Genomic DNA, 18,016 nt, shown 5'->3' on the forward strand with positions numbered 1-18,016 from the left:
TTGATTGTTTCACGTGAAACATCAGCTGACCGTGGTGGACAATGTTAGTTTATGACAAAACGTATGATGTTATTGTTGTTGGTGCTGGACACGCAGGCTGTGAGGCGGCATTGGCCTCAGCCAGAATGGGAGCTAAAACGCTCCTTTTTACAATTTCTGTGGAGTCTCTGGCGCAAATGAGCTGTAACCCTGCCATCGGCGGGCTGGCTAAGGGAAATATTGTTAAAGATATTGATGCCCTTGGCGGTGAGATGGCGAAGAATATAGATGCGACCGGAATTCAGTTCAGAATATTGAATATGAAGAAAGGACCTGCAGTCAGAAGCAGCCGTGCGCAGGCGGATAAAGAGCTTTATCGCCAGAGAATGCTTGAGGTTATCATGCAGGAACCCATGCTCGACCTGAAACAGGGTATGGTACATGAAGTTTCTGCTGAGAATGGAAAAGTTTGCGGTGTTATCAGCGACACAGGAATGCTCTACAGGTCTGAAAAGGTCATTCTGACAACAGGAACTTTCCTTAAAGGGCTTATCCACATCGGAGATAAGAACTACTCAGCAGGCAGAATGAATGAGTTTGCATCAATCGAACTTGTCCACTCGCTCCATAGAATAGGATTTGAGACTAAAAGGCTGAAAACGGGCACTCCGGCCAGATTGGATGTCAATACTATAGACTTTTCAAAACTTGAAGCACAGGGCGGCGATACGCCCCCTCCCCCCTTCTCTTTTGAAACCAAAGAGATAACTCTTCCTCAGGTACCATGCTGGATAACCTATACTAATGAAAGAACCCACGAAATAATCAGAGAGAATATGCACCGCTCACCCCTTTATGCAGGTGTGATTCAGGGTGTCGGTCCCAGATATTGCCCTTCCATTGAGGATAAGGTAAAGAAATTCCCCGAAAAGACTCGCCATCAGATTTTCCTTGAACCTGAAGGACTGAGGTCTAAAGAATGGTACGCAAACGGCTTTTCATCGTCGCTCCCTATCGATGTTCAGATAGCGATGTACAGAAGCGTTGAAGGCCTTGAAAACGTTGAGTTTGTTCGGCCGGCTTATGCAATTGAATATGACTTTGTTCAGCCTACTGCTCTGAAACCCACGCTGGAAACTAAACTTATCAGTGGTTTATATTTTGCAGGACAGTTGAACGGAACCAGCGGATATGAGGAGGCAGCGGCACAGGGGCTTGTAGCGGGAATAAACGCTGTACTCGCCTTCGACGGCAAAGAGCCTATGATTTTGCAGAGGAATGAAAGCTATATCGGAGTTATGTGTGACGACCTTGTGAATAAGGGAGTTGACGAACCTTACAGGATGTTCAGTTCCAGAGCTGAATACAGACTCTGGCTGCGAGAGGACAATGCGGAATTCCGCCTTATAGATAAAGGATATTCTTACGGCCTCATCAGCAAAACACGCTATGACCGCTTTAATGCAGAAAAAGCAGAGTTTGAGCAGGAGCTTGTAAGGATCTCAGGAATAAATGTTAATCCTAACAAGGAGACCAACAGCTCACTGGAGCAGTTCGGGTTCCAGATACGCACAGGTGTTTCTGCCAAAGAGCTTCTGAGAAGACCTGAGATGGATTACGAGAAACTGAAACTGCTTTTCGGCGGAGTGGAAAACCCCAGAGTTGCTGAACAGGTTGAGATAGCCGTCAAATATGAAGGATATCTGGACAAACAGCAGGAAGAGATAGATAAGTTTGACAAGATAGAAAAGATACGCATTCCGGATGATATGGATTTTGACAGCATTCAGGGACTGCGCAAAGAATATAAGGATAAACTGAAAGCGATCCGCCCCGAAACGCTGGGGCAGGCAGGAAGGATTCAAGGTATGACCCCTGCCGCAGTTTCGCTTTTACACGTTTATATAGCAGGGAAAAAATGATTGAACAGTATTTCAGGTTCAGCGAAAGCCAACTGGCAAAGATAGAACAATTTTACAACATACATGTCAATGCAGTATTGAATGTTACCGCCATTAAAGATAAAGAGGATTTCTACAGAAAGCACGTGCTGGACAGTTTTCTGCTTTTTACAGAGAGACAGCGCATCCTTAAGTCGCCCGTTTGCGATATAGGAACCGGAGGCGGCTTTCCCGGCATAATACTGGCGATAATGTATCCTCACATAAAATTCACTCTGGTGGACAGCATTGCGAAGAAGTGCAAGTTCGTTGAAGATGCCGCCAGAGAGCTCGGACTTAATAATGTTGAAGTTATTGTGTCCAGAGCCGAAAATATAAAGGACAGGAAATTTGCCACCATCCTTTCAAGGGGTGTTGCCAAAACTGCTGAAATACTTAAATACACTGAAAAACTTGCGGACAAAAAGACTGTATGGGTTCTTTACAAAGGTGAGAACGCCGAGGCCGAACTGCACGCATCAAAGATAATAATAGTGAAAAAACATTTGGAGTGGGAAAATGTCAGATATGACACGCCGATTCAGAGGACATACACTGTTCTTTTTAATTCTGATGATGACAGCAGGCTGTTTTAGCGCATATGCCGCTGATGAGCTTGTTATATTCAACCGTGAATACTATGCGGTTAAGGATCTTAACTCCACTGATATATGGAAGCTGAAAGAGCTTCTTATCAGTGCGGATAAGGGTGCGGCAAAGAACGCAGGAGTTATTCTGGGCAGGCACTATGTCAGACAGGGCGAGCTTGACAGAGGTTATAAGCTTCTGAAAGAAAATCTGGACGACAGTTATTTTGACAGATTTATGCGTATCAACGCCCACCTGTGGGTGTATGATGCAGCTCTGAAAAGTAAAGACGATGATATCGTTAAGATAGAAAAAGAATATCTTGCAAAAGAGACACTGGACGATAAGGCGGATAAGGCTTTCAGGATCTACTGCTCTCAGGAGAAACTGAACATAGACAGCGAAAACGTTAAGGCATGCATTAACAGAACAGTGCCCGACAAGAAGCCTGAATCTGTTTTTGACCTGAAACCCGTTGTCAAGGCAGTTCCTTCTGTCACCGCAGTGGCGGCCGTGCCCGTAGTGGTGCCCTCCCCTTCCGCACCGGTTGTTATTCTGCCTGAGGCACCCAAAACAGCTATGGCACCCAGAGTTGCAGAGGAAAAACCTGCGGTTCAACCCGCTGAACCTGCCCCCACACCTGAGATAATACCTGAACCTGTCAAGGAACAGCCCGTCAAACAGCCTGCCGGAACAAGGGGCAAAGTTGTTGTAAACGTCCTGAACAGCTTTCAGAATCCTGAGATAGTGGAAGCTATGCTCTACACCATAAGCAGGCAGAAGGTCAGCGTCGAACTGGATTTCAAAGGTGACAAAAGCTACTACGACTATGTTATCGATGCCGGCTCTGCAACAATAACAAGTAACGGTACCACATACAGCTTTGCGGCAGGCAGAAAAGAGAATATGAAAAAGGCCTGTGAACTGGCAGTTACAATGGGCGCAAAGCTCATTGTGCTGGGCTACTCCGAAGGCTTTAAAGATACTGCGGCTGAGATTGCAGATTCTTTTAAAGGAACGGCTCAATTCATGCTCTTCAACATACAGGAGAAGGATTTTCAGGGTCGCATGAGGGAGTTTAAGAATAAAGCGGGCGGTCAGCCGCTGTCATATGTTATCAGCGGAACACAGGAGCAGGTACTCAAGGTGCTCCCATTCCTGAAATATTACTCTCCCAGACCCGACAAAACAGTTATCGTTAACGCTGTTGATACTGTAAGCAAGAAATATGTCACCGGAGAATACGGTGAGTTTGCAAAGAACACATATGTTGTTACAGACCTTGTGGTTTCTGAAAGTGCCGCGGCCGAAACTTTTGCCGCAGACTTCACAAAGGATTTCAACAAGGCGCCTGTGATAAGCGATTTCATAGGTCATGATTTTATACAGTTCATAGAGAAGAACAGAAACCCCTCCGCCGGAAATGAATATCTCTCAAGTATTAAAGAGGTTCAGAAGGGCAGCGTTAAAAGAGAGGCAGGAGCTTACCGCATCATAGGAGGCGGCAAGCTCACAAAAATGGAAAATTAATCTATTTCAATCAGTTTATAGTCAGTTGTGCCTATGCCGAGCTTTTCGGCATGGGCCAGCTGAACTGTCGAATCAACATCCGGATATTTCTCTTTAAAAGGATCCTTCCCTCCGTAAGCCTTAATGACCAGATCGTGGCAGGCTTTGTCCAGAGCCACAGGGTCTTTTGATGCCGCAAAGCCTATATCGGAGACTACAGGTCTGTCGTTGCCGGGGTAGCAGTCGCAGGCAGGGGAAACAGAGAGGATCACAGTCAGAAAGATAAGTTTACTGTCAAGTGCGTTGAAAACACCCTTTGCGTATTCCGCCATCTTTTTCTGAGTTGTTGCGGATGATGCGTTCCAGTTTATCTGGATTGCTCCGTGGGGGCACACACTGATGCACATGGCGCATCCGGTGCATTTGTCGTTTATGCAGGCTTTAGGGTTGATATCAATAGCCTTAGAAGCGCAGAAAAGCAGACAGCGCCCGCAGGCAGTGCAGAGGTCGGCTTTAACGAAGGGGCGGGAATCAGAATGCATATCCAGCTTACCCTGACGGCAGGAACATCCCATGGATATGTTCTTTATAGCACCGCCGAACCCTGTTACCTCATGTCCTTTGAAATGGGAAACCACAAGCATTCCGTCGGCGGACACTATTTCAGAAGCAAGCTTAACGGATTTGAGAAGTTCCCCATCGATCGGAACCTCAGTTGAATTGTCGCCTCTGAGCCCGTCTGCTATAATGACGGGAACCTGTAGTGTGGAATAATTGAAGCCGTTAAGGGTCGCGTTGTGAAGATGATCGACTGAATTAGTACGCATGCCGACATATAAAGTGTTGGTGTCAGTGAGAAAAGGCTTTGCTTCAAGTTTGTTGAGCATCTCAAGCACAGGCCTCAGAAAAACTGGCCTAATAAAAGCTGTATTGCCAAGTTCGCCAAAATGGGTTTTAACAGCTATAAGTTCTCCTGCCGAAAATACTGATGACGGTTCGCATCTGTTCAGCAGCTTTGAAATTTTGAATAGCGGGGATTTATGCTTTTTACTGTCAATAGAGGAAAAATAAACTTCAGACTGCATAAACTACCTCCTGAAAATGGTATATTATATAATAAGTGTTAGCGTTATTCCAATAATATTGGATAATAGCAGTTCGAAACCGGAGACATGATGAGTGATTTCTATATAGGACGTCAGCCGATACTTGATGACAGAGGCCGCATTTATGCATATGAACTGCTCTTCAGGAGCCATGGTTCCAGTGCCTCTGCGGCTGTTACGGACAATACTTCTGCCACGGCAAGAGTGCTTATTAACATGCTCCAGAACTTCGGCATCGAGAGACTGCTAGGAGGCAAGAAGGGATTTATCAACACCGATGAAAGCCTTATTATGGACGGTGCCATTGACCTTTTGCCAAAGGAGCTTTTTGTTATTGAAGTGCTGGAGACCACAAAGCTTTCAAGACAGCTTCTTGATAAGATAAAGTATTACATATCAAAAGGATATGTTTTTGCCATGGATGATCTTGAGTTTACAAAGGACTACTTTGACAGATACAGAGAGCTCATCCCCATGGTGCACTATATCAAGGTTGACTACATGCTGGCGGACAAGAACACGCTGGAAAAGAATGTAAGTATTATCAAAGGATTGAAAGCAAAAATGCTTGCGGAGAAGGTTGAGACAAACGAAGACTTTGAAAAGTGCAAAGGGCTTGGTTTCGATCTTTTTCAGGGATATTTCTTTGCAAAGCCGGTTGTTATGTCCCAAAAGTCTGTTGACCCTTCTAAGGCGGCAATAATTCAGCTTATCAACATGCTCAGGGGTGATGCGGAGGCAACCGAGCTTGAAAAGGTCATAAAGCACTATCCGGAGCTGTATATAAACCTGTTGAAATTCATGAACTCATCAGCCTTTTTTACAAAAGGAACAATCACATCCATAAAACATGCAATGGCCATGCTCGGCCGTGCGAATCTGACAAAATGGCTCTATCTGATGCTGTATGCTGATCCGAAAAGTGACACCTTCAATAATCCGCTTCTGGAAACTGCGCAGTTGAGGGGGAAAACAATGGAGATGCTCTGTCAGACAAGCAAGGTAATAGGTAACAAATCGGACAGCGCCTTTATGGTGGGTCTGATGTCTCTGCTGGACGCAATATTCAACAGAGATATAAGAGAGGTCATGAACGAGTTTAACGTTGACGACGAGATAAAACTGGCTGTTACGGAACACAGGGGAGAGCTTGGTCTGCTGCTTAAAACAGTTAAATGCTTTGAGAGCGATGACGTGTGCGAACTGGTGGACTGCTTCGGTATACTCAAGATCAGTTTTGAAGACTTCAACCGTATAATGATGGAGTGTTACGACTGGACGGACAGCTTCGCAAAGTAGCTGTATTTGCGGATACTTAAAGATTGTGTTGACGAACCTGTTAATATTTGCAAATATAAATTAGTCATAAAATAGTACAATGTTATGCATTAAGCATACGGAGACAGGGATGAAAAGGGAAAAATCTGAATATGCTGTGCAGGCGGTGAGTAATGCCATTGATATACTTGAGCTTCTCGGAGACAGCGACAACGAGCTCAGTATAACGGATGTGGTGTCGACGCTCAACCTGACCAGAAGCAACGTTAACAAGCTTCTGGCAACGCTGGAAATGCTCGGATATGTCGAACACAACAGATATACCGGAAACTTCCGTCTGGGTGTGAAAACATTCCAGATTTCACAGGCATATATCAACAAGCTGAACCTTATAGAGATATCCATTCAGGTTCTCCAGCAGCTTAAGAACGACACCAGCGAATCTGCATATATAAGCGTTCTGCGTGACGGAAACGTTGTGTATCTGAACGTGGTGGAAACAGAGCAGTCTGTGCGAGTTCTGCCCAGAATAGGAAACGTAGGTCCCGCTTATGCAACTGCAACAGGCAAGGCTCAGCTGGCCTTCTATGACCCTATGGAGCTTGAAAAGCTTTATTCCGGCGAGTTCAGAAAGATAACCACCAACAGCATAAAGAATTTTGATCAGCTCAGAGATGAGCTGGATGAGATAAAACGCAACGGATATGCCATAGACAACGAAGAGTATGAGCTTGGAGTCCGCTGTGTAGGCGCACCCATAAAAGACTTTATGGGCAACGTTATCGCAGGCATCAGTGTTTCCGCACCGGCGGAAAGGATGCCCATGGAATCCATAAGGGACAGTGTTGCCCCTATGGTGCTTGAAGCCGCAAGGGTTCTCTCCAAAAAATTCGGATACAGAGAGCTTACGGACGACGAGTAAACAACGACAATGAATGCTGCACCCTCTTTCGGGAGGGTGCGCAGGTTATTATTTGGAAATGACAACCCGGACATCGATAATTTTTCTGACAGCAGACAATCAGCTATGCAGTGATGTGCAGGTTAATCTTAAAACTGCCTGCCAACATACTGAGATCGAAAGCACCAGCGACCTTAGCTCTTTCTCCGAAAAACTGCTGGCCGGAAAAGTCATGGCAGCCATTGCGGATCTAAGCCTTGGCGAAGTGTATATAACCCAGGCGCTGGCAATCCTTAAATCAATCGACAAAGACCTTCCCCTCATCATAATCACAAAAAGAGACAAACAGGAGCTTGCTGCAAAATATATCGGCATGGGTGCCGCTGATTATATCCTAACGGATAATCTTTTGCGTTTATGCCCTGTCATAGGCCGTGAAGCGAAGACCTATAGCGAGGTCACAGCGGGACGAAAAGCGAGACAGGAGATCAAGGAGCTTCAGAACATAATAAATGCGGCAGAAGACGAAATTTACGTTCTGGACGGGATTACCCTGAAAATCAATTTTGCCAACAGAAAAGCTGTGCAGAATCTGAGGCATTCTACTGATGAGCTGAAGGAACTGTCCATGAACGACATCATGATGGATGTCATGCCGCTGGGTTTCATGAGCGGGTGGGACAGGAACAAAACACGCAAAACTTTTTATACCCGCATGAAAAGAAAGGACGGAACAGTGTATCCGGCGGAGGCAGTTTTCCAGTCGGTTAAAACGGATGGAAAGACGGCCATTCTGGGAATTATCCACGACATAACTGAAAAAGAGTCTGCGAAACAGCAGGCGATGATCCTTAACAAAGCCATAGACGCAAGCGCATCCTCGGTGATCATAACAGATAAAGACTTCAGAATCTTCTATGTGAACAAGGCATACTGCACGCTGTCGGGAAAGAGCCTTACGGAATCCGTGGGGTCAGACATCCACGACAGCATAATAAACAACAGCAAAACGGACGATTTCAGGCAGGCGCTGCAGAACTGCTCAAAGGGGCAGAGCTGGGTTGGAGAATATAACAGGCTGGGCAAAGACGGGGAGACGCATATCGTTCTCGGTTCAGTGTCACCAGTTATGGACGAGAAGAGCGAACTGCAGAATATAGTCATCGTTGAAGAGGATATAACCGAGCGCATCCGTATAAAGAGCCAGCTGATGCATGCGCAGAAGATGGAGACGGTTGGTGAGCTGACCAGCGGAATTGCCCACGACTTTACAAATATGCTCACGGCCATCGGCGGATTCGCATCCATAATGAAGCGGAAGATGGACACGGAAAGCAATCTTTTCATGTATGTTGACAGGATAATAGATCTGACCATCAGAGCAAAGAGCCTTACGCAGAATCTGCTGAACTTCTCACGAAAACAGATGCAGGCGGACAGGGTTTTAAACGTTAACGAACTGGTGAACACCGTCAGCGGGTTCCTTTCAATGGTGATAGGTAACAAGCTGGAGATACATAAGGAGCTTTCTCCGGAAGAGATAAATATAGTCGGTGATCCTGTTCAGCTTGAGCAGGTGATAATAAATCTTGCCACAAACGCAAGGGATGCCGTTTCAAAAGAGGGGATTCTGACCATATCCACCGACAGGCTTATGATAAGCAGCAAGGAGGCGGGCGGAGGGTTCAAGGAATATGCCGTCATAAAGGTCAGGGACAACGGAAGCGGAATTGAAGAGAAGAAGCTCAAGAAGATATTCGAGCCCTTCTACACCACCAAGGACGAAGGCAAGGGTACAGGCCTCGGTCTGTATATAGTCAGCGATATAATCGCCAGACACAACGGCCTTATAGAATGTCAGAGCGAACTCGGCGTAGGAACCGAGTTTATAATAAAACTGCCTGTTACAGAGAAAAAACCGGAGACTCTTAAAGAAGAGACAGAGGTCAAGTCCACCAGAAGCGCCGTAATTCTTCTCATTGAAGATGAAAAGATGGTGAGGGACAGTCTGATGAACGCTCTGGATGCCTACGGATACCGAGTTATCGAGGCTGCCAACGGACGTGACGGGGTTGAGATATATAAAGAGAGGCACAACAGCATAGACCTTGTTATCAGCGATATCGTTATGCCTGTTATGGACGGCATAGAGGCCTATGCGCAGATGAGCGGAATAAATCCAGATGTTAAGATGATATTCACCACCGGCTATGTCGGTGAGACACATAAAAGGGACAATTTCGATGAAAAGGACCACGTTGTTCTTCTGAAGCCCCTTCTTGTAAAAGAGCTGATTAAACGAATTGAACAGCTTATTCAAAAAAACTAGCAAATAAATTTGCCTAGTGTGTATTTTGTGGTATAATCCTGCTATGCATTGATTTGTGAGTGGGAGAAAATGACCGTCAAGACCGAGTCTCTGAAAAATCTTTCCGTTCTGTATGTTGAAGATGATCCCGATATTGCGGAGGCGGTCAGGTTCACGTTCAAAAGTGTCCTGCAAAAACTTACTATTCTGCCCACAGCCGAAGAGGCCATAGATTTCTTTGTTAAAAACAGCCCCGACATAATCATAACAGAATCGGTTCTCCCCTATTCCAGCGGAATTGAGCTGGCAAGGGATATCAAAAATATCAGCCCTGACACTCCGGTAATGATAATAAGCGGTCATAGGGACGAAAAGATGCTTGCCGGATCCATTGAGGCGGGTGTCGAATGCTATCTGATGAAACCTGTGAACCTTAAAACCATGAAAAAACATATGGTGCTGGCCGCAGAGAAGCTGAAACGACTGAGAGCGGAGACCAGAAACAAAACTCTGCTTAAAAAGGTTCTGGATTCATCAAGAGAGATGTATCTGGTGGGCAGTGCTGACGGTATAAGCTATATGAACAACACTCTTCTGGAGTTTTTCGGCAACAGCAGCCTTGAAGAGATGGACGGAAGCAATGTTGAGGTTGTGGAAAACCGCCACAGCGAAAACCCTGTCCCCTTCCCTTTGTGGCTCAAAAAGATAAGCCGTATCGACGGATATGAGACTGTTGTCAGCCTTATCCGCCGTGACCTTCTGAAAAGTGATGCCAGATCGTTCATCGCAAGGGTCAACAGGATAGAGGATGAGGACGGTTTTGCCATATCATTCACAGATGTGGCCGTTATGGAGCTTCAGAAGAAATTCTTCCATAATCTGGCCATGAAAGACCCTCTGACAGAGGTTTTCAACAGACAGAAATTCAACGAGGAGCTTTCCAGAGAGGTCATCAGAAGCAGACGCTACGGAACAAAGCTTTCTGCTATAATGTTCGACATAGACAGATTCGGCGACCTGAACGGGAGATACGGGTTTCAGGCCGGAGACAGGATTCTGAAAGAACTTGCCGCTCATGTTTCTGCCAACATAAGGACAACGGATGTTTTTGCCAGATACGGTGGAGAGGAGTTTATCGTAATGACTCCGGAAGTAGGTCTGGAAGGTGCATTGAGACTGGCTGAGAAGCTCAGGGATTCAATATCGGCTAATGATTTCTCCAATATAGATGAGAACATAACGTGCAGTTTCGGCGTTGTGCAGTTCGGTGCGGACTGGTCGGAGGAAGATCTGATACGGTTTGCGGATGATGCTCTGTTCAGGGCGAAAGGTGCCGGAAGAAATACTATATCCGAATAAAAAAAGGGGGTCGAAAGACCCCCTTTACTGTTTAGCAGGATCCGGATTCAACGTATTCAACTATCTTGTCTTTGATGGTTTTAACCGTCTGTTCGAACTTCTCAACGTTCTTTTCAAGCAGAGTCATACGGAAGCCGGGTGTGGAAGTGAAGAAGGATGTCAGCGGGACAACGCAGATGCCGGTTGCGCCCAGCAGATAGTAAACAAAGCGTTTGTCATGGCTGCTCTTGTCTTCGGTTATCTTCTCAACCACGTCACGAACCTCTTTCAGCTCAATATGCAGCTTCTGGTTCTTGTTCAGCACCGCTTCATTGAACACAACAGACATGTAGAAAGCTCCGTTTGAGCGGTTTACTACCACATAGGGGCAGTCTTTCAGCATGTTGTAGGCTATGTTGGAGAGTTTCTCGTAGTGCTTAAGCCTTTCAGTGAGATATGAGTTGTACATCTCATGCTGCATGATGTGGGGAATGGACATCTGGGGAAGAGTAGTCGAGCAGACCTCAGCCATCTTCTGGTTCAGGATGGCATCTACGAAGCGTTTGAAAGCCTCATCCTTGTCTGCGTTGTAAACTTCGATCCAGCCGCAGCGTGCGCCCGGCCAGGGGAATTCTTTTGAGATACCCTTCATGGAAATTCCGGGAACGTCGCCGATGATGTCGGAAAGGGCGATTGTCTTTTTGCCGTTGTATACCATGTTCAGGTAGATTTCGTCAAAAATGAGCATCAGGTCGTGCTCTTTCGCCATTTTTACTATACGTCTCAGGTCGTCCTCAGTGTGGACATAGCCTGTGGGGTTGTCGGGGTTGATAACAAGAATGCCCACGATGGACTTATGGCTTTCGACCTTCTTCTCAAGCTCATTGAGATCGGGTGCCCAGTTGTTGTAGGGGTTCATTCTATAAGTGTTAGGCGGAAAAGATGCGTGCAGAACTTCCGCCAGAAGGTGTGTTGAGTAGGTCGGCTCGGGCAGCATTACCCTCGCATCCACTCTGATTGAGCTATACGCTCGTGCTATTGCGTCGCCAAGTCCGTTGAAAAAGATAATATCGTCTTTAGTGATCTGAACTCCGCCTCTGGCGTTAGTTCTTTCCGCAAGGAACTCCCTTACGTCGTAGTCGCCTCTGGTGGGGCAGTAGGCAAAGGACATGTTGTTGTTCCTGACCAGATCTGCGATGGTGTCCTTCATCCAGTCGGGGATGATCTCGCCTTTCGCCACAGGGTCGCCGATGTTTTCATAACATATTTCGACTCCGTGCTGCTCAAGAATTTTAGCAACGTTGACAATATTGCGGATTTCATAGGTCAGGCCGTTTCCGCTCTTAGCCAGGTCATAACGCATATAACACCTTCAAGTTTTATTAAGGCGGTCTCCCGCCCCCGAACTCTTTATGTTGCGACGCAAAAAGAGTTAATTCCGATGGTTCTAAAGGCAGTTAAACCGCAAAACCCGTAATTGCCGGATTTTGCGGTTTTCCTTATTAATATAAGTTATCGTAGAAAGCTAGCAGAAAATGAATATATGCTGAAAATTAATACTCGCCAATGGGCGTGTTTTTAGATTCCCCTCTCTGACGATAGTGAACTTTGATGGGTACTCCGTCAAATCCGTGGTGCGCACGAATGATGTTCACAATGAATCTCTGGTAAGAGAAGTGGACAGCATCCGGATAGTTTACGAATATTACGAACTCCGGGGGGCATGTTCCCACCTGAGTTATGAAGTAGAACTTAACTCTGCGGTTGCGGGTTACAGGGGGCTGGTGGCGCTGGATAGCCTCTTCCAGAACCTCCTGAAGCTTATGGGTGGTGATACGCTTTGAGTATTCCTTATACAAGGCCTTTGCCGCATCAAACACCTTAAAGATGTTCTTGCCCGTCAGTGTGGACGTGTATATCAGCGTAGGCTTGTTGAGGAACTGGAGGTGATGGTCAATGTCCTTAAAGAAGTCTTTGGCCTTTTCGTCCTTATTCTCAATGAGATCCCACTTGTTGGCAACGAGAATGACAGGTCTGCCTGATTCCCAGTTGTCGGCGATAACTTTAACGTCTCTGTCGGTAAGTCCTTCATCCGCATCTATAATACACACGGCAATGTCCGCACGCTCAACAGCGTCCTCCCAGCGGTGATAGCCGTATTTCTCTATCTTGTCCTTGAACATTATCTTCTTTTTACGGATACCTGCGGTGTCGATGAGGACATATTTCTGTCCGTCATATTCAAAGAAGGTGTCAACCGCATCACGGGTCGTGCCAGGGATGGGTGTGACTATCAGCCTGTCCTGTCCCAGCCATTTGTTTATCATGCTGGACTTGCCCACGTTGGGTCTTCCTGTGACGATGAGCTTGATTCTGCCCTCATAGGGGTCAGTTTTGTCGTGGTCATCGGGAATGAAGGTCACAACCTTGTCCAGAAGTTCGTCAACGTTACGACCGTGAGATGCGCTTATGCCGATTACTTCGTCAACACCAAGGCGGTAAAAGTCGTATGTGAGTGTCTCTTTGGCGTCCGTGTCCACTTTGTTCACAGCCACCTGAAAGGGCTTGCCTGTCTGGCGGAGAAGATCGATAACTATCTCGTCCAGCGGGTGTACACCCTCTACTCCGTCTGTCATAAGGATGAAGAAATCAGCCTCTCTCAGTCCGTGCATGAACTGAGCCTGCATCTCCTTTTTCAGCAGTTCTTCCTTGAGGTCGAACCCGGCGGTGTCAACAATTGCGAAGCGGTATCCCGCCCAGTCGGTGACAAACTCTATTCTGTCCCGGGTAACACCGGGCATATCGTCAACGATTGCTATCTTTTTTCCTGCCAGCCTGTTGAACAGGGTGGATTTGCCCACGTTGGGGCGGCCTATTATTCCTATAGTAAACATTATTCCTCTTCCGGTTTGCAGTAGCGTATCTTTTTTGGTGCGGACTCGCCGTCGGCGTTGACAGCGGTAACAGATATGTCCAGACAGCTCTTTATCTGTTTAGGGTATGCCACTGATGTTGCTTGTGTGGAAAAAGTTTCACATGAAACATTTACACACGCTTTCACATTGTAGCTCTGTGCTCTTTCCGAATCTGTCCATACGATGCGAATATCCCTGCCGATGTTCAGCACGCTGACTGTTGCAACGGCTGCGGGCGGCATAAGGGTTTTTTCAACGGGGACAGCGACTTCATAGGGAATGCCTTTGTTGCCCTCATAGTCTGTGAGGATGAGGGTGAAAGCGTTGTCCTTAACATCGCCTGCGGTGAATCTGAGGGTCTTTCCTCCGGTCTGTGCGATGGTCTTTCCGCCTGAATATGCATCGAAACGGGTGAAATTGTCCTGCGTGACTATTGTCACTGTATAAAAATCGCCGTCTTTTTTGTAGTCGGCGGAATTTATCTTCATGGGTTTTGCGTAAACCACTTTTGCCATATAGGGTTCTGAAAGAACGCCGTATTTGATGGATTTCTTACGCAGACGGTAGAAATATCTGGTTCCTGCCTGAACTTCGGTGTCGACATAGACCGATTTCGGGTCAATGGTCACCAGTCTGGTGAAAACAGAGCACTCCTCCCCTTCCGAAACCCCTTTCTCTATCTTGAGTTTCTCGGCTTCCTGATTTTCTATGCGGACGCCCTCATCCGTAACGGACACAACAACCTTTGCGGGGGGAGTCATGTCGAACAGCACGGATTTCGGCACGGGTTCCGTGCGCTTTCCGCACGCACTCAGCACAAAAAGGGAAAGAAGCAGAATGCTAACGTATCTCATCTAAAAAATTCCTGCCGTTCTTAATCTGGGTCTCAACAGCTGATCTTGCTGTGCCGCCGTATGCCTTTCTGGCGTTTACGGAGGCTTCAAGGGTTATTGAGCCGTATATGTCAGATTCTATCACATTTGAAAATCTTTTGAACTCATCCAGTGTAAGTTCGCTGATGTCCACACCTTTCTGAATTGCATAGGCAACGGTTGAACCGACGATGTGGTGGGATTCCCTGAAGGGAACGCCTTTGCGCACAAGGTAATCGGCGTAGTCAGTTGCTGTGGAATAGCCTGCTGTTGCGGCCTTTACCATTTTCGGGGTGAGAAGGGTCATCTTCTCCACCATGGGCGCGAAGATCTTCAGCGAAGCTTTGATTGTGTCCACAGCATCGAAAACAGGCTCCTTGTCCTCCTGCATATCTTTGTTGTATGCAAGGGGAAGTCCCTTCATGGTTGTGAGCATGCTGATAAGGCTTCCGTAAACCCTTCCGGTCTTGCCCCTGATAAGCTCCGGCATGTCCGGATTCTTTTTCTGAGGCATAATGCTGGAGCCTGTGCAGAAGTCGTCTGAAAGCTCTATGAATGCGAACTCCGATGTGGAGTAGATTATCAGTTCCTCGGAGAATCTGGAAAGATGCATCTGACAGATTGAGCATGCGGAGAGAAACTCTATCGCAAAGTCTCTGTCGCTCACCGAGTCCAGAGTGTTCTCTGTGGGAGCTTTAAAGCCCAGTTTTTCAGCGGTGAAGTGTCTGTCGATGGGGAAAGTTGTTCCGGCAAGTGCGCCTGAACCCAGAGGGCTGTAGTCCATACGCTCCAGACAGTCGGCAAACCTGCCGTAGTCCCTTTTAAGCATCTGGAAATAGGCCATTATGTATTGAGCAAAAAGGATAGGCTGTGCGGTCTGCAGGTGTGTGAACCCCGGCATATACACATCTATGTTCTTTTCGGCCTTGTTTATTATTGTTCCGAGCAGATTGTTTATAAGAGCCAGAACTTCCTGAATCTCAGCCTTGAGATACATGCGGAAGTCCACTGCGACCTGGTCGTTTCTGCTTCTGCCTGTGTGAAGACGCTTTCCGGCATCGCCAATGAGCTGTGTGAGACGTTTTTCCACAGCCATGTGGATATCCTCATCCTGAGTGAGAAACTCGAACTTGCCGCTCTCGATCTCTTCCAGAACCTGTGCCAGTCCCCTTTCGATGTCCTGAACGTCCTGCGAGGAGATTATCCCCTGCTTGCCAAGCATCTGCGCATGGGCTATACTGCCCTTTATGTCATATTTATAGAATCTTTTGTCAAAGTGGATGGATGCGTTGAACTCTTCCACAAATTTATCAGTGGGCAGTGTGAAACGGCCGGACCACATTTTTTCAGACATACTTTCTCTCTCCTTTTGCTCTCGAACTTTACATAATAGGGAATTTACGTCAATTAATCCAGATAAAACTTAACGAATGTCCGCCTGTTTAGCTTATTGAAAAAAGAAATAAATATATTATGATGTTAAATAGACGGAAGGTGATTATTTTATGATTAGAAAAATTATTAATGTCAATTGGATCAACCATGCATTCTGGACTGCGGCGGCGGTAACGATCGCTCTGTTCTGCGCCAAGCTGCTCGGACTGGCGGAGTTTTACTGGGCGCCGATATCGGCCATCATCGTGATGCAGTCGACCCTCGGTCAGGCATGGGATACATCAAAGCACAGGCTGATAGGCACTGTGATAGGTGCTCTGTTCGCAGGTGCATATTCGGCTGTTTTTACAGAGGTCAGCACCCTGATGTTCGGTCTGTCGGTGTTTGTGCTGGGGATAGTATGCGCACTTCTCAGGCTCACTGTCAGTGCCTACAGGCTTGGCGGAGTTACCTTTGCGATAATAATGCTGATGAACCACAACGAGGTGGCATGGCGGATCGGTGTGGACAGGATTATAGAGGTTTCAACGGGGATATGTGCGGCTCTGCTTGTCAGCGCCATAGGGCCCAGAAGCCCGTTCATGCGTATGCCTAAGGAAAGGAGACTTGAACATAGATAAGGCGGCCTGAAAGCCGCCTTTTTCAGTTTGCTGTGAGACTCTTTGCACAAGGTGCTCAGAGTGACCGATTTATTTATCCTGCAAAGAATTCCTTCATTCTGTCCCAGAGAGACTTCTGTGAATGATAGGTCTCTTCGGTGACTGTGGCTTCGAACTGCTCCAGCAGGTCTTTCTGGTCTTTTGAAAGCTGTGTGGGCAGAAGCACCTTAAGCTCAATGTTCATATTGCCTATGCCGATTCCCTGAACATCCGGCAGACCTTTGCCTTTCAGCACGATCTTGTCGCCGGGCTGGGAACCCGCTTTTATAGTTATTTTCTCCGCACCGTTTATGGTGGGCACTTCGATGGATTTCCCGAGAATTGCATCAACGAAAGAGATGGGGAGTTCCATGTATATCTCCCGCCCTTCCCTTTTGAAAAGCTTGTGCGGAATGACTGTGACCTCTATGAAAAGATCCCCCGCAGGACCGCCGTTTATGCCGGAGTTGCCCTTGCCGGAGAGGCGCATTGTCATTCCGTCCTCTATGCCCGCAGGAACTTTTACGTTCAGACGGGTGGAGACACGCTTGGTTCCCTCGCCTCTGCACTCTTTGCAGAGTTCTTTAATTATCTGGCCTGTTCCGCCGCATGTGCCGCAGGGGGTGCTGATGGCAAAAAGTCCCTGTCTGCGCTGGATTGTTCCGGAGCCGTGGCATGTGTGACATGTTTCCATTGCGCCGGGTTCCGCTCCGGAGCCGTCACATCTTGCGCAGTTCTCCGTTTTGGGAACGTTCAGTTCCTTTTCGCATCCGAAAGCAGCCTCTTCGAAAGATATTTCGAGGCTCATCTGTATGTTTGTGCCCTTCTGGGGTCTGCGTTTGCGTCTTGTGTTGCCTGTGGTGCCGAAGAAATCGCCGAAAACGTCGCCGAAGAAGTCCTCAAAGATGGTTTCGTTGCTGAAACCGCCTCCTCCGCCGAATCCGCCGTTCTTATCGTCGAACACCCTGCCGTACTGGTCATACTGCGCACGTTTTGTGCCGTCGGACAGAACAGAGTAGGCTTCGTTTATTTCACGGAATTTTTCCTCAGCCTCTTTGTTCCCCTGGTTTCTGTCAGGGTGATACTGCATGGCGAGTTTTCTGTATGCTTTTTTGAGTTCTGTTTCTGTGGCGTTTTTGTTTACGCCCAGAAGTTCATAGTAGTCTTTAGCCAAGATTTTTGCTCCCGATCTTGTTTACCTGTATGAGGTGATGAAAGACATAATAAAGGGGCTGCTAAATATTTACCA

14 protein-coding genes are annotated in these 18,016 nt (G+C 47.0%); 8 read left to right on the top strand and 6 right to left on the bottom strand.

The window, feature by feature from the left end; all coding sequences use genetic code 11:
* The first annotated feature begins 41 nt into the window (after nucleotides 1-41).
* From mnmG to C8D98_RS01270, 3 genes are read left to right on the top strand one after another with little or no spacing between them, the layout of a single operon-like run.
* Complete coding sequence (gene mnmG, locus C8D98_RS01260) at nucleotides 42-1,901, top strand: tRNA uridine-5-carboxymethylaminomethyl(34) synthesis enzyme MnmG (RefSeq protein WP_132871300.1); 1,860 nt, start codon at nucleotides 42-44, stop codon at nucleotides 1,899-1,901.
* Entirely contained in the window at nucleotides 1,898-2,515 is a 618-nt protein-coding gene (gene rsmG / locus C8D98_RS01265) for a 16S rRNA (guanine(527)-N(7))-methyltransferase RsmG (protein WP_132871301.1), read from the top strand. Before mnmG ends, rsmG begins: the two co-directional genes overlap by 4 nt.
* Nucleotides 2,439-4,037, top strand: coding sequence for a hypothetical protein (locus tag C8D98_RS01270; RefSeq protein ID WP_165871141.1), 1,599 nt, complete (start codon nucleotides 2,439-2,441; stop codon nucleotides 4,035-4,037). Before rsmG ends, C8D98_RS01270 begins: the two co-directional genes overlap by 77 nt.
* Here C8D98_RS01270 and C8D98_RS01275 read toward each other — a convergent pair.
* Nucleotides 4,034-5,101, bottom strand: a complete 1,068-nt coding sequence (locus tag C8D98_RS01275; RefSeq protein ID WP_132871304.1) for a DUF362 domain-containing protein — start codon at nucleotides 5,099-5,101, stop codon at nucleotides 4,034-4,036. The two genes, C8D98_RS01270 and C8D98_RS01275, sit on opposite strands and share 4 nt — an antisense overlap.
* A gap of 90 nt (nucleotides 5,102-5,191) precedes the next feature.
* Here C8D98_RS01275 and C8D98_RS01280 point away from each other — a divergent pair, with 90 nt between their 5' ends.
* The 4 genes from C8D98_RS01280 (at nucleotide 5,192) to C8D98_RS01295 (ending at nucleotide 10,968) form a co-directional block, all read left to right on the top strand.
* On the top strand, nucleotides 5,192-6,421 hold the full coding sequence (locus tag C8D98_RS01280; protein WP_165871142.1) for an EAL and HDOD domain-containing protein: 1,230 nt from the start codon (nucleotides 5,192-5,194) through the stop codon (nucleotides 6,419-6,421).
* A 109-nt stretch (nucleotides 6,422-6,530) separates the two neighbouring features.
* Nucleotides 6,531-7,322, top strand: a complete 792-nt coding sequence (locus tag C8D98_RS01285) for an IclR family transcriptional regulator (RefSeq protein ID WP_132871308.1) — start codon at nucleotides 6,531-6,533, stop codon at nucleotides 7,320-7,322.
* A gap of 58 nt (nucleotides 7,323-7,380) precedes the next feature.
* The gene (locus C8D98_RS01290; protein ID WP_243640918.1) at nucleotides 7,381-9,630 is read left to right on the top strand and encodes a hybrid sensor histidine kinase/response regulator; all 2,250 of its coding nucleotides are present in this window, start codon (nucleotides 7,381-7,383) and stop codon (nucleotides 9,628-9,630) included.
* Nucleotides 9,631-9,699: 69 nt separating this feature from the next.
* Complete coding sequence (locus C8D98_RS01295) at nucleotides 9,700-10,968, top strand: diguanylate cyclase (RefSeq protein ID WP_132871312.1); 1,269 nt, start codon at nucleotides 9,700-9,702, stop codon at nucleotides 10,966-10,968.
* A gap of 31 nt (nucleotides 10,969-10,999) precedes the next feature.
* Here C8D98_RS01295 and C8D98_RS01300 read toward each other — a convergent pair whose 3' ends face one another.
* The 4 genes from C8D98_RS01300 to argH form a co-directional block, all read right to left on the bottom strand.
* Nucleotides 11,000-12,310: a pyridoxal phosphate-dependent aminotransferase gene (locus C8D98_RS01300; RefSeq protein ID WP_132871314.1), complete on the bottom strand. Its 1,311-nt coding sequence runs from the start codon at nucleotides 12,308-12,310 to the stop codon at nucleotides 11,000-11,002.
* A 190-nt stretch (nucleotides 12,311-12,500) separates the two neighbouring features.
* Complete coding sequence (der, locus tag C8D98_RS01305; protein WP_132871316.1) at nucleotides 12,501-13,841, bottom strand: ribosome biogenesis GTPase Der; 1,341 nt, start codon at nucleotides 13,839-13,841, stop codon at nucleotides 12,501-12,503.
* Complete coding sequence (locus C8D98_RS01310) at nucleotides 13,841-14,716, bottom strand: hypothetical protein (protein WP_132871318.1); 876 nt, start codon at nucleotides 14,714-14,716, stop codon at nucleotides 13,841-13,843. The genes der and C8D98_RS01310 overlap by 1 nt, the downstream gene beginning before the upstream one ends.
* Nucleotides 14,703-16,088: an argininosuccinate lyase gene (gene argH, locus C8D98_RS01315; RefSeq protein ID WP_132871319.1), complete on the bottom strand. Its 1,386-nt coding sequence runs from the start codon at nucleotides 16,086-16,088 to the stop codon at nucleotides 14,703-14,705. Before argH ends, C8D98_RS01310 begins: the two co-directional genes overlap by 14 nt.
* Nucleotides 16,089-16,239: 151 nt before the next feature.
* Here argH and C8D98_RS01320 point away from each other — a divergent pair, with 151 nt between their 5' ends.
* Nucleotides 16,240-16,749 (top strand): FUSC family protein, encoded by a 510-nt coding sequence (locus tag C8D98_RS01320; protein WP_132871321.1) that lies wholly within the window; start codon nucleotides 16,240-16,242, stop codon nucleotides 16,747-16,749.
* Nucleotides 16,750-16,822: 73 nt separating this feature from the next.
* Here the strand turns inward: C8D98_RS01320 and dnaJ are convergent, their stop codons facing one another.
* On the bottom strand, nucleotides 16,823-17,941 hold the full coding sequence (dnaJ, locus tag C8D98_RS01325; RefSeq protein ID WP_132871323.1) for a molecular chaperone DnaJ: 1,119 nt from the start codon (nucleotides 17,939-17,941) through the stop codon (nucleotides 16,823-16,825).
* Between the last annotated feature and the right edge of the window lie 75 nt (nucleotides 17,942-18,016).

Source organism: Seleniivibrio woodruffii (genome assembly GCF_004339245.1).
Lineage (GTDB): Bacteria > Chrysiogenota > Deferribacteres > Deferribacterales > Geovibrionaceae > Seleniivibrio > Seleniivibrio woodruffii.

Excerpts from the sequence above, each read along its gene's own strand:
- mnmG (WP_132871300.1), top strand. The coding sequence starts at position 42 with ATGTTAGTTTATGACAAAACGTATGATGTTATTGTTGTTGGTGCTGGA.
- rsmG (WP_132871301.1), top strand. The coding sequence starts at position 1,898 with ATGATTGAACAGTATTTCAGGTTCAGCGAAAGCCAACTGGCAAAGATA.
- C8D98_RS01270 (WP_165871141.1), top strand. The coding sequence starts at position 2,439 with ATGTCAGATATGACACGCCGATTCAGAGGACATACACTGTTCTTTTTA.
- C8D98_RS01275 (WP_132871304.1), bottom strand. The coding sequence starts at position 5,101 with ATGCAGTCTGAAGTTTATTTTTCCTCTATTGACAGTAAAAAGCATAAA.
- C8D98_RS01280 (WP_165871142.1), top strand. The coding sequence starts at position 5,192 with ATGAGTGATTTCTATATAGGACGTCAGCCGATACTTGATGACAGAGGC.
- C8D98_RS01285 (WP_132871308.1), top strand. The coding sequence starts at position 6,531 with ATGAAAAGGGAAAAATCTGAATATGCTGTGCAGGCGGTGAGTAATGCC.
- C8D98_RS01290 (WP_243640918.1), top strand. The coding sequence starts at position 7,381 with ATGACAACCCGGACATCGATAATTTTTCTGACAGCAGACAATCAGCTA.
- C8D98_RS01295 (WP_132871312.1), top strand. The coding sequence starts at position 9,700 with ATGACCGTCAAGACCGAGTCTCTGAAAAATCTTTCCGTTCTGTATGTT.
- C8D98_RS01300 (WP_132871314.1), bottom strand. The coding sequence starts at position 12,310 with ATGCGTTATGACCTGGCTAAGAGCGGAAACGGCCTGACCTATGAAATC.
- der (WP_132871316.1), bottom strand. The coding sequence starts at position 13,841 with ATGTTTACTATAGGAATAATAGGCCGCCCCAACGTGGGCAAATCCACC.
- C8D98_RS01310 (WP_132871318.1), bottom strand. The coding sequence starts at position 14,716 with ATGAGATACGTTAGCATTCTGCTTCTTTCCCTTTTTGTGCTGAGTGCG.
- argH (WP_132871319.1), bottom strand. The coding sequence starts at position 16,088 with ATGTCTGAAAAAATGTGGTCCGGCCGTTTCACACTGCCCACTGATAAA.
- C8D98_RS01320 (WP_132871321.1), top strand. The coding sequence starts at position 16,240 with ATGATTAGAAAAATTATTAATGTCAATTGGATCAACCATGCATTCTGG.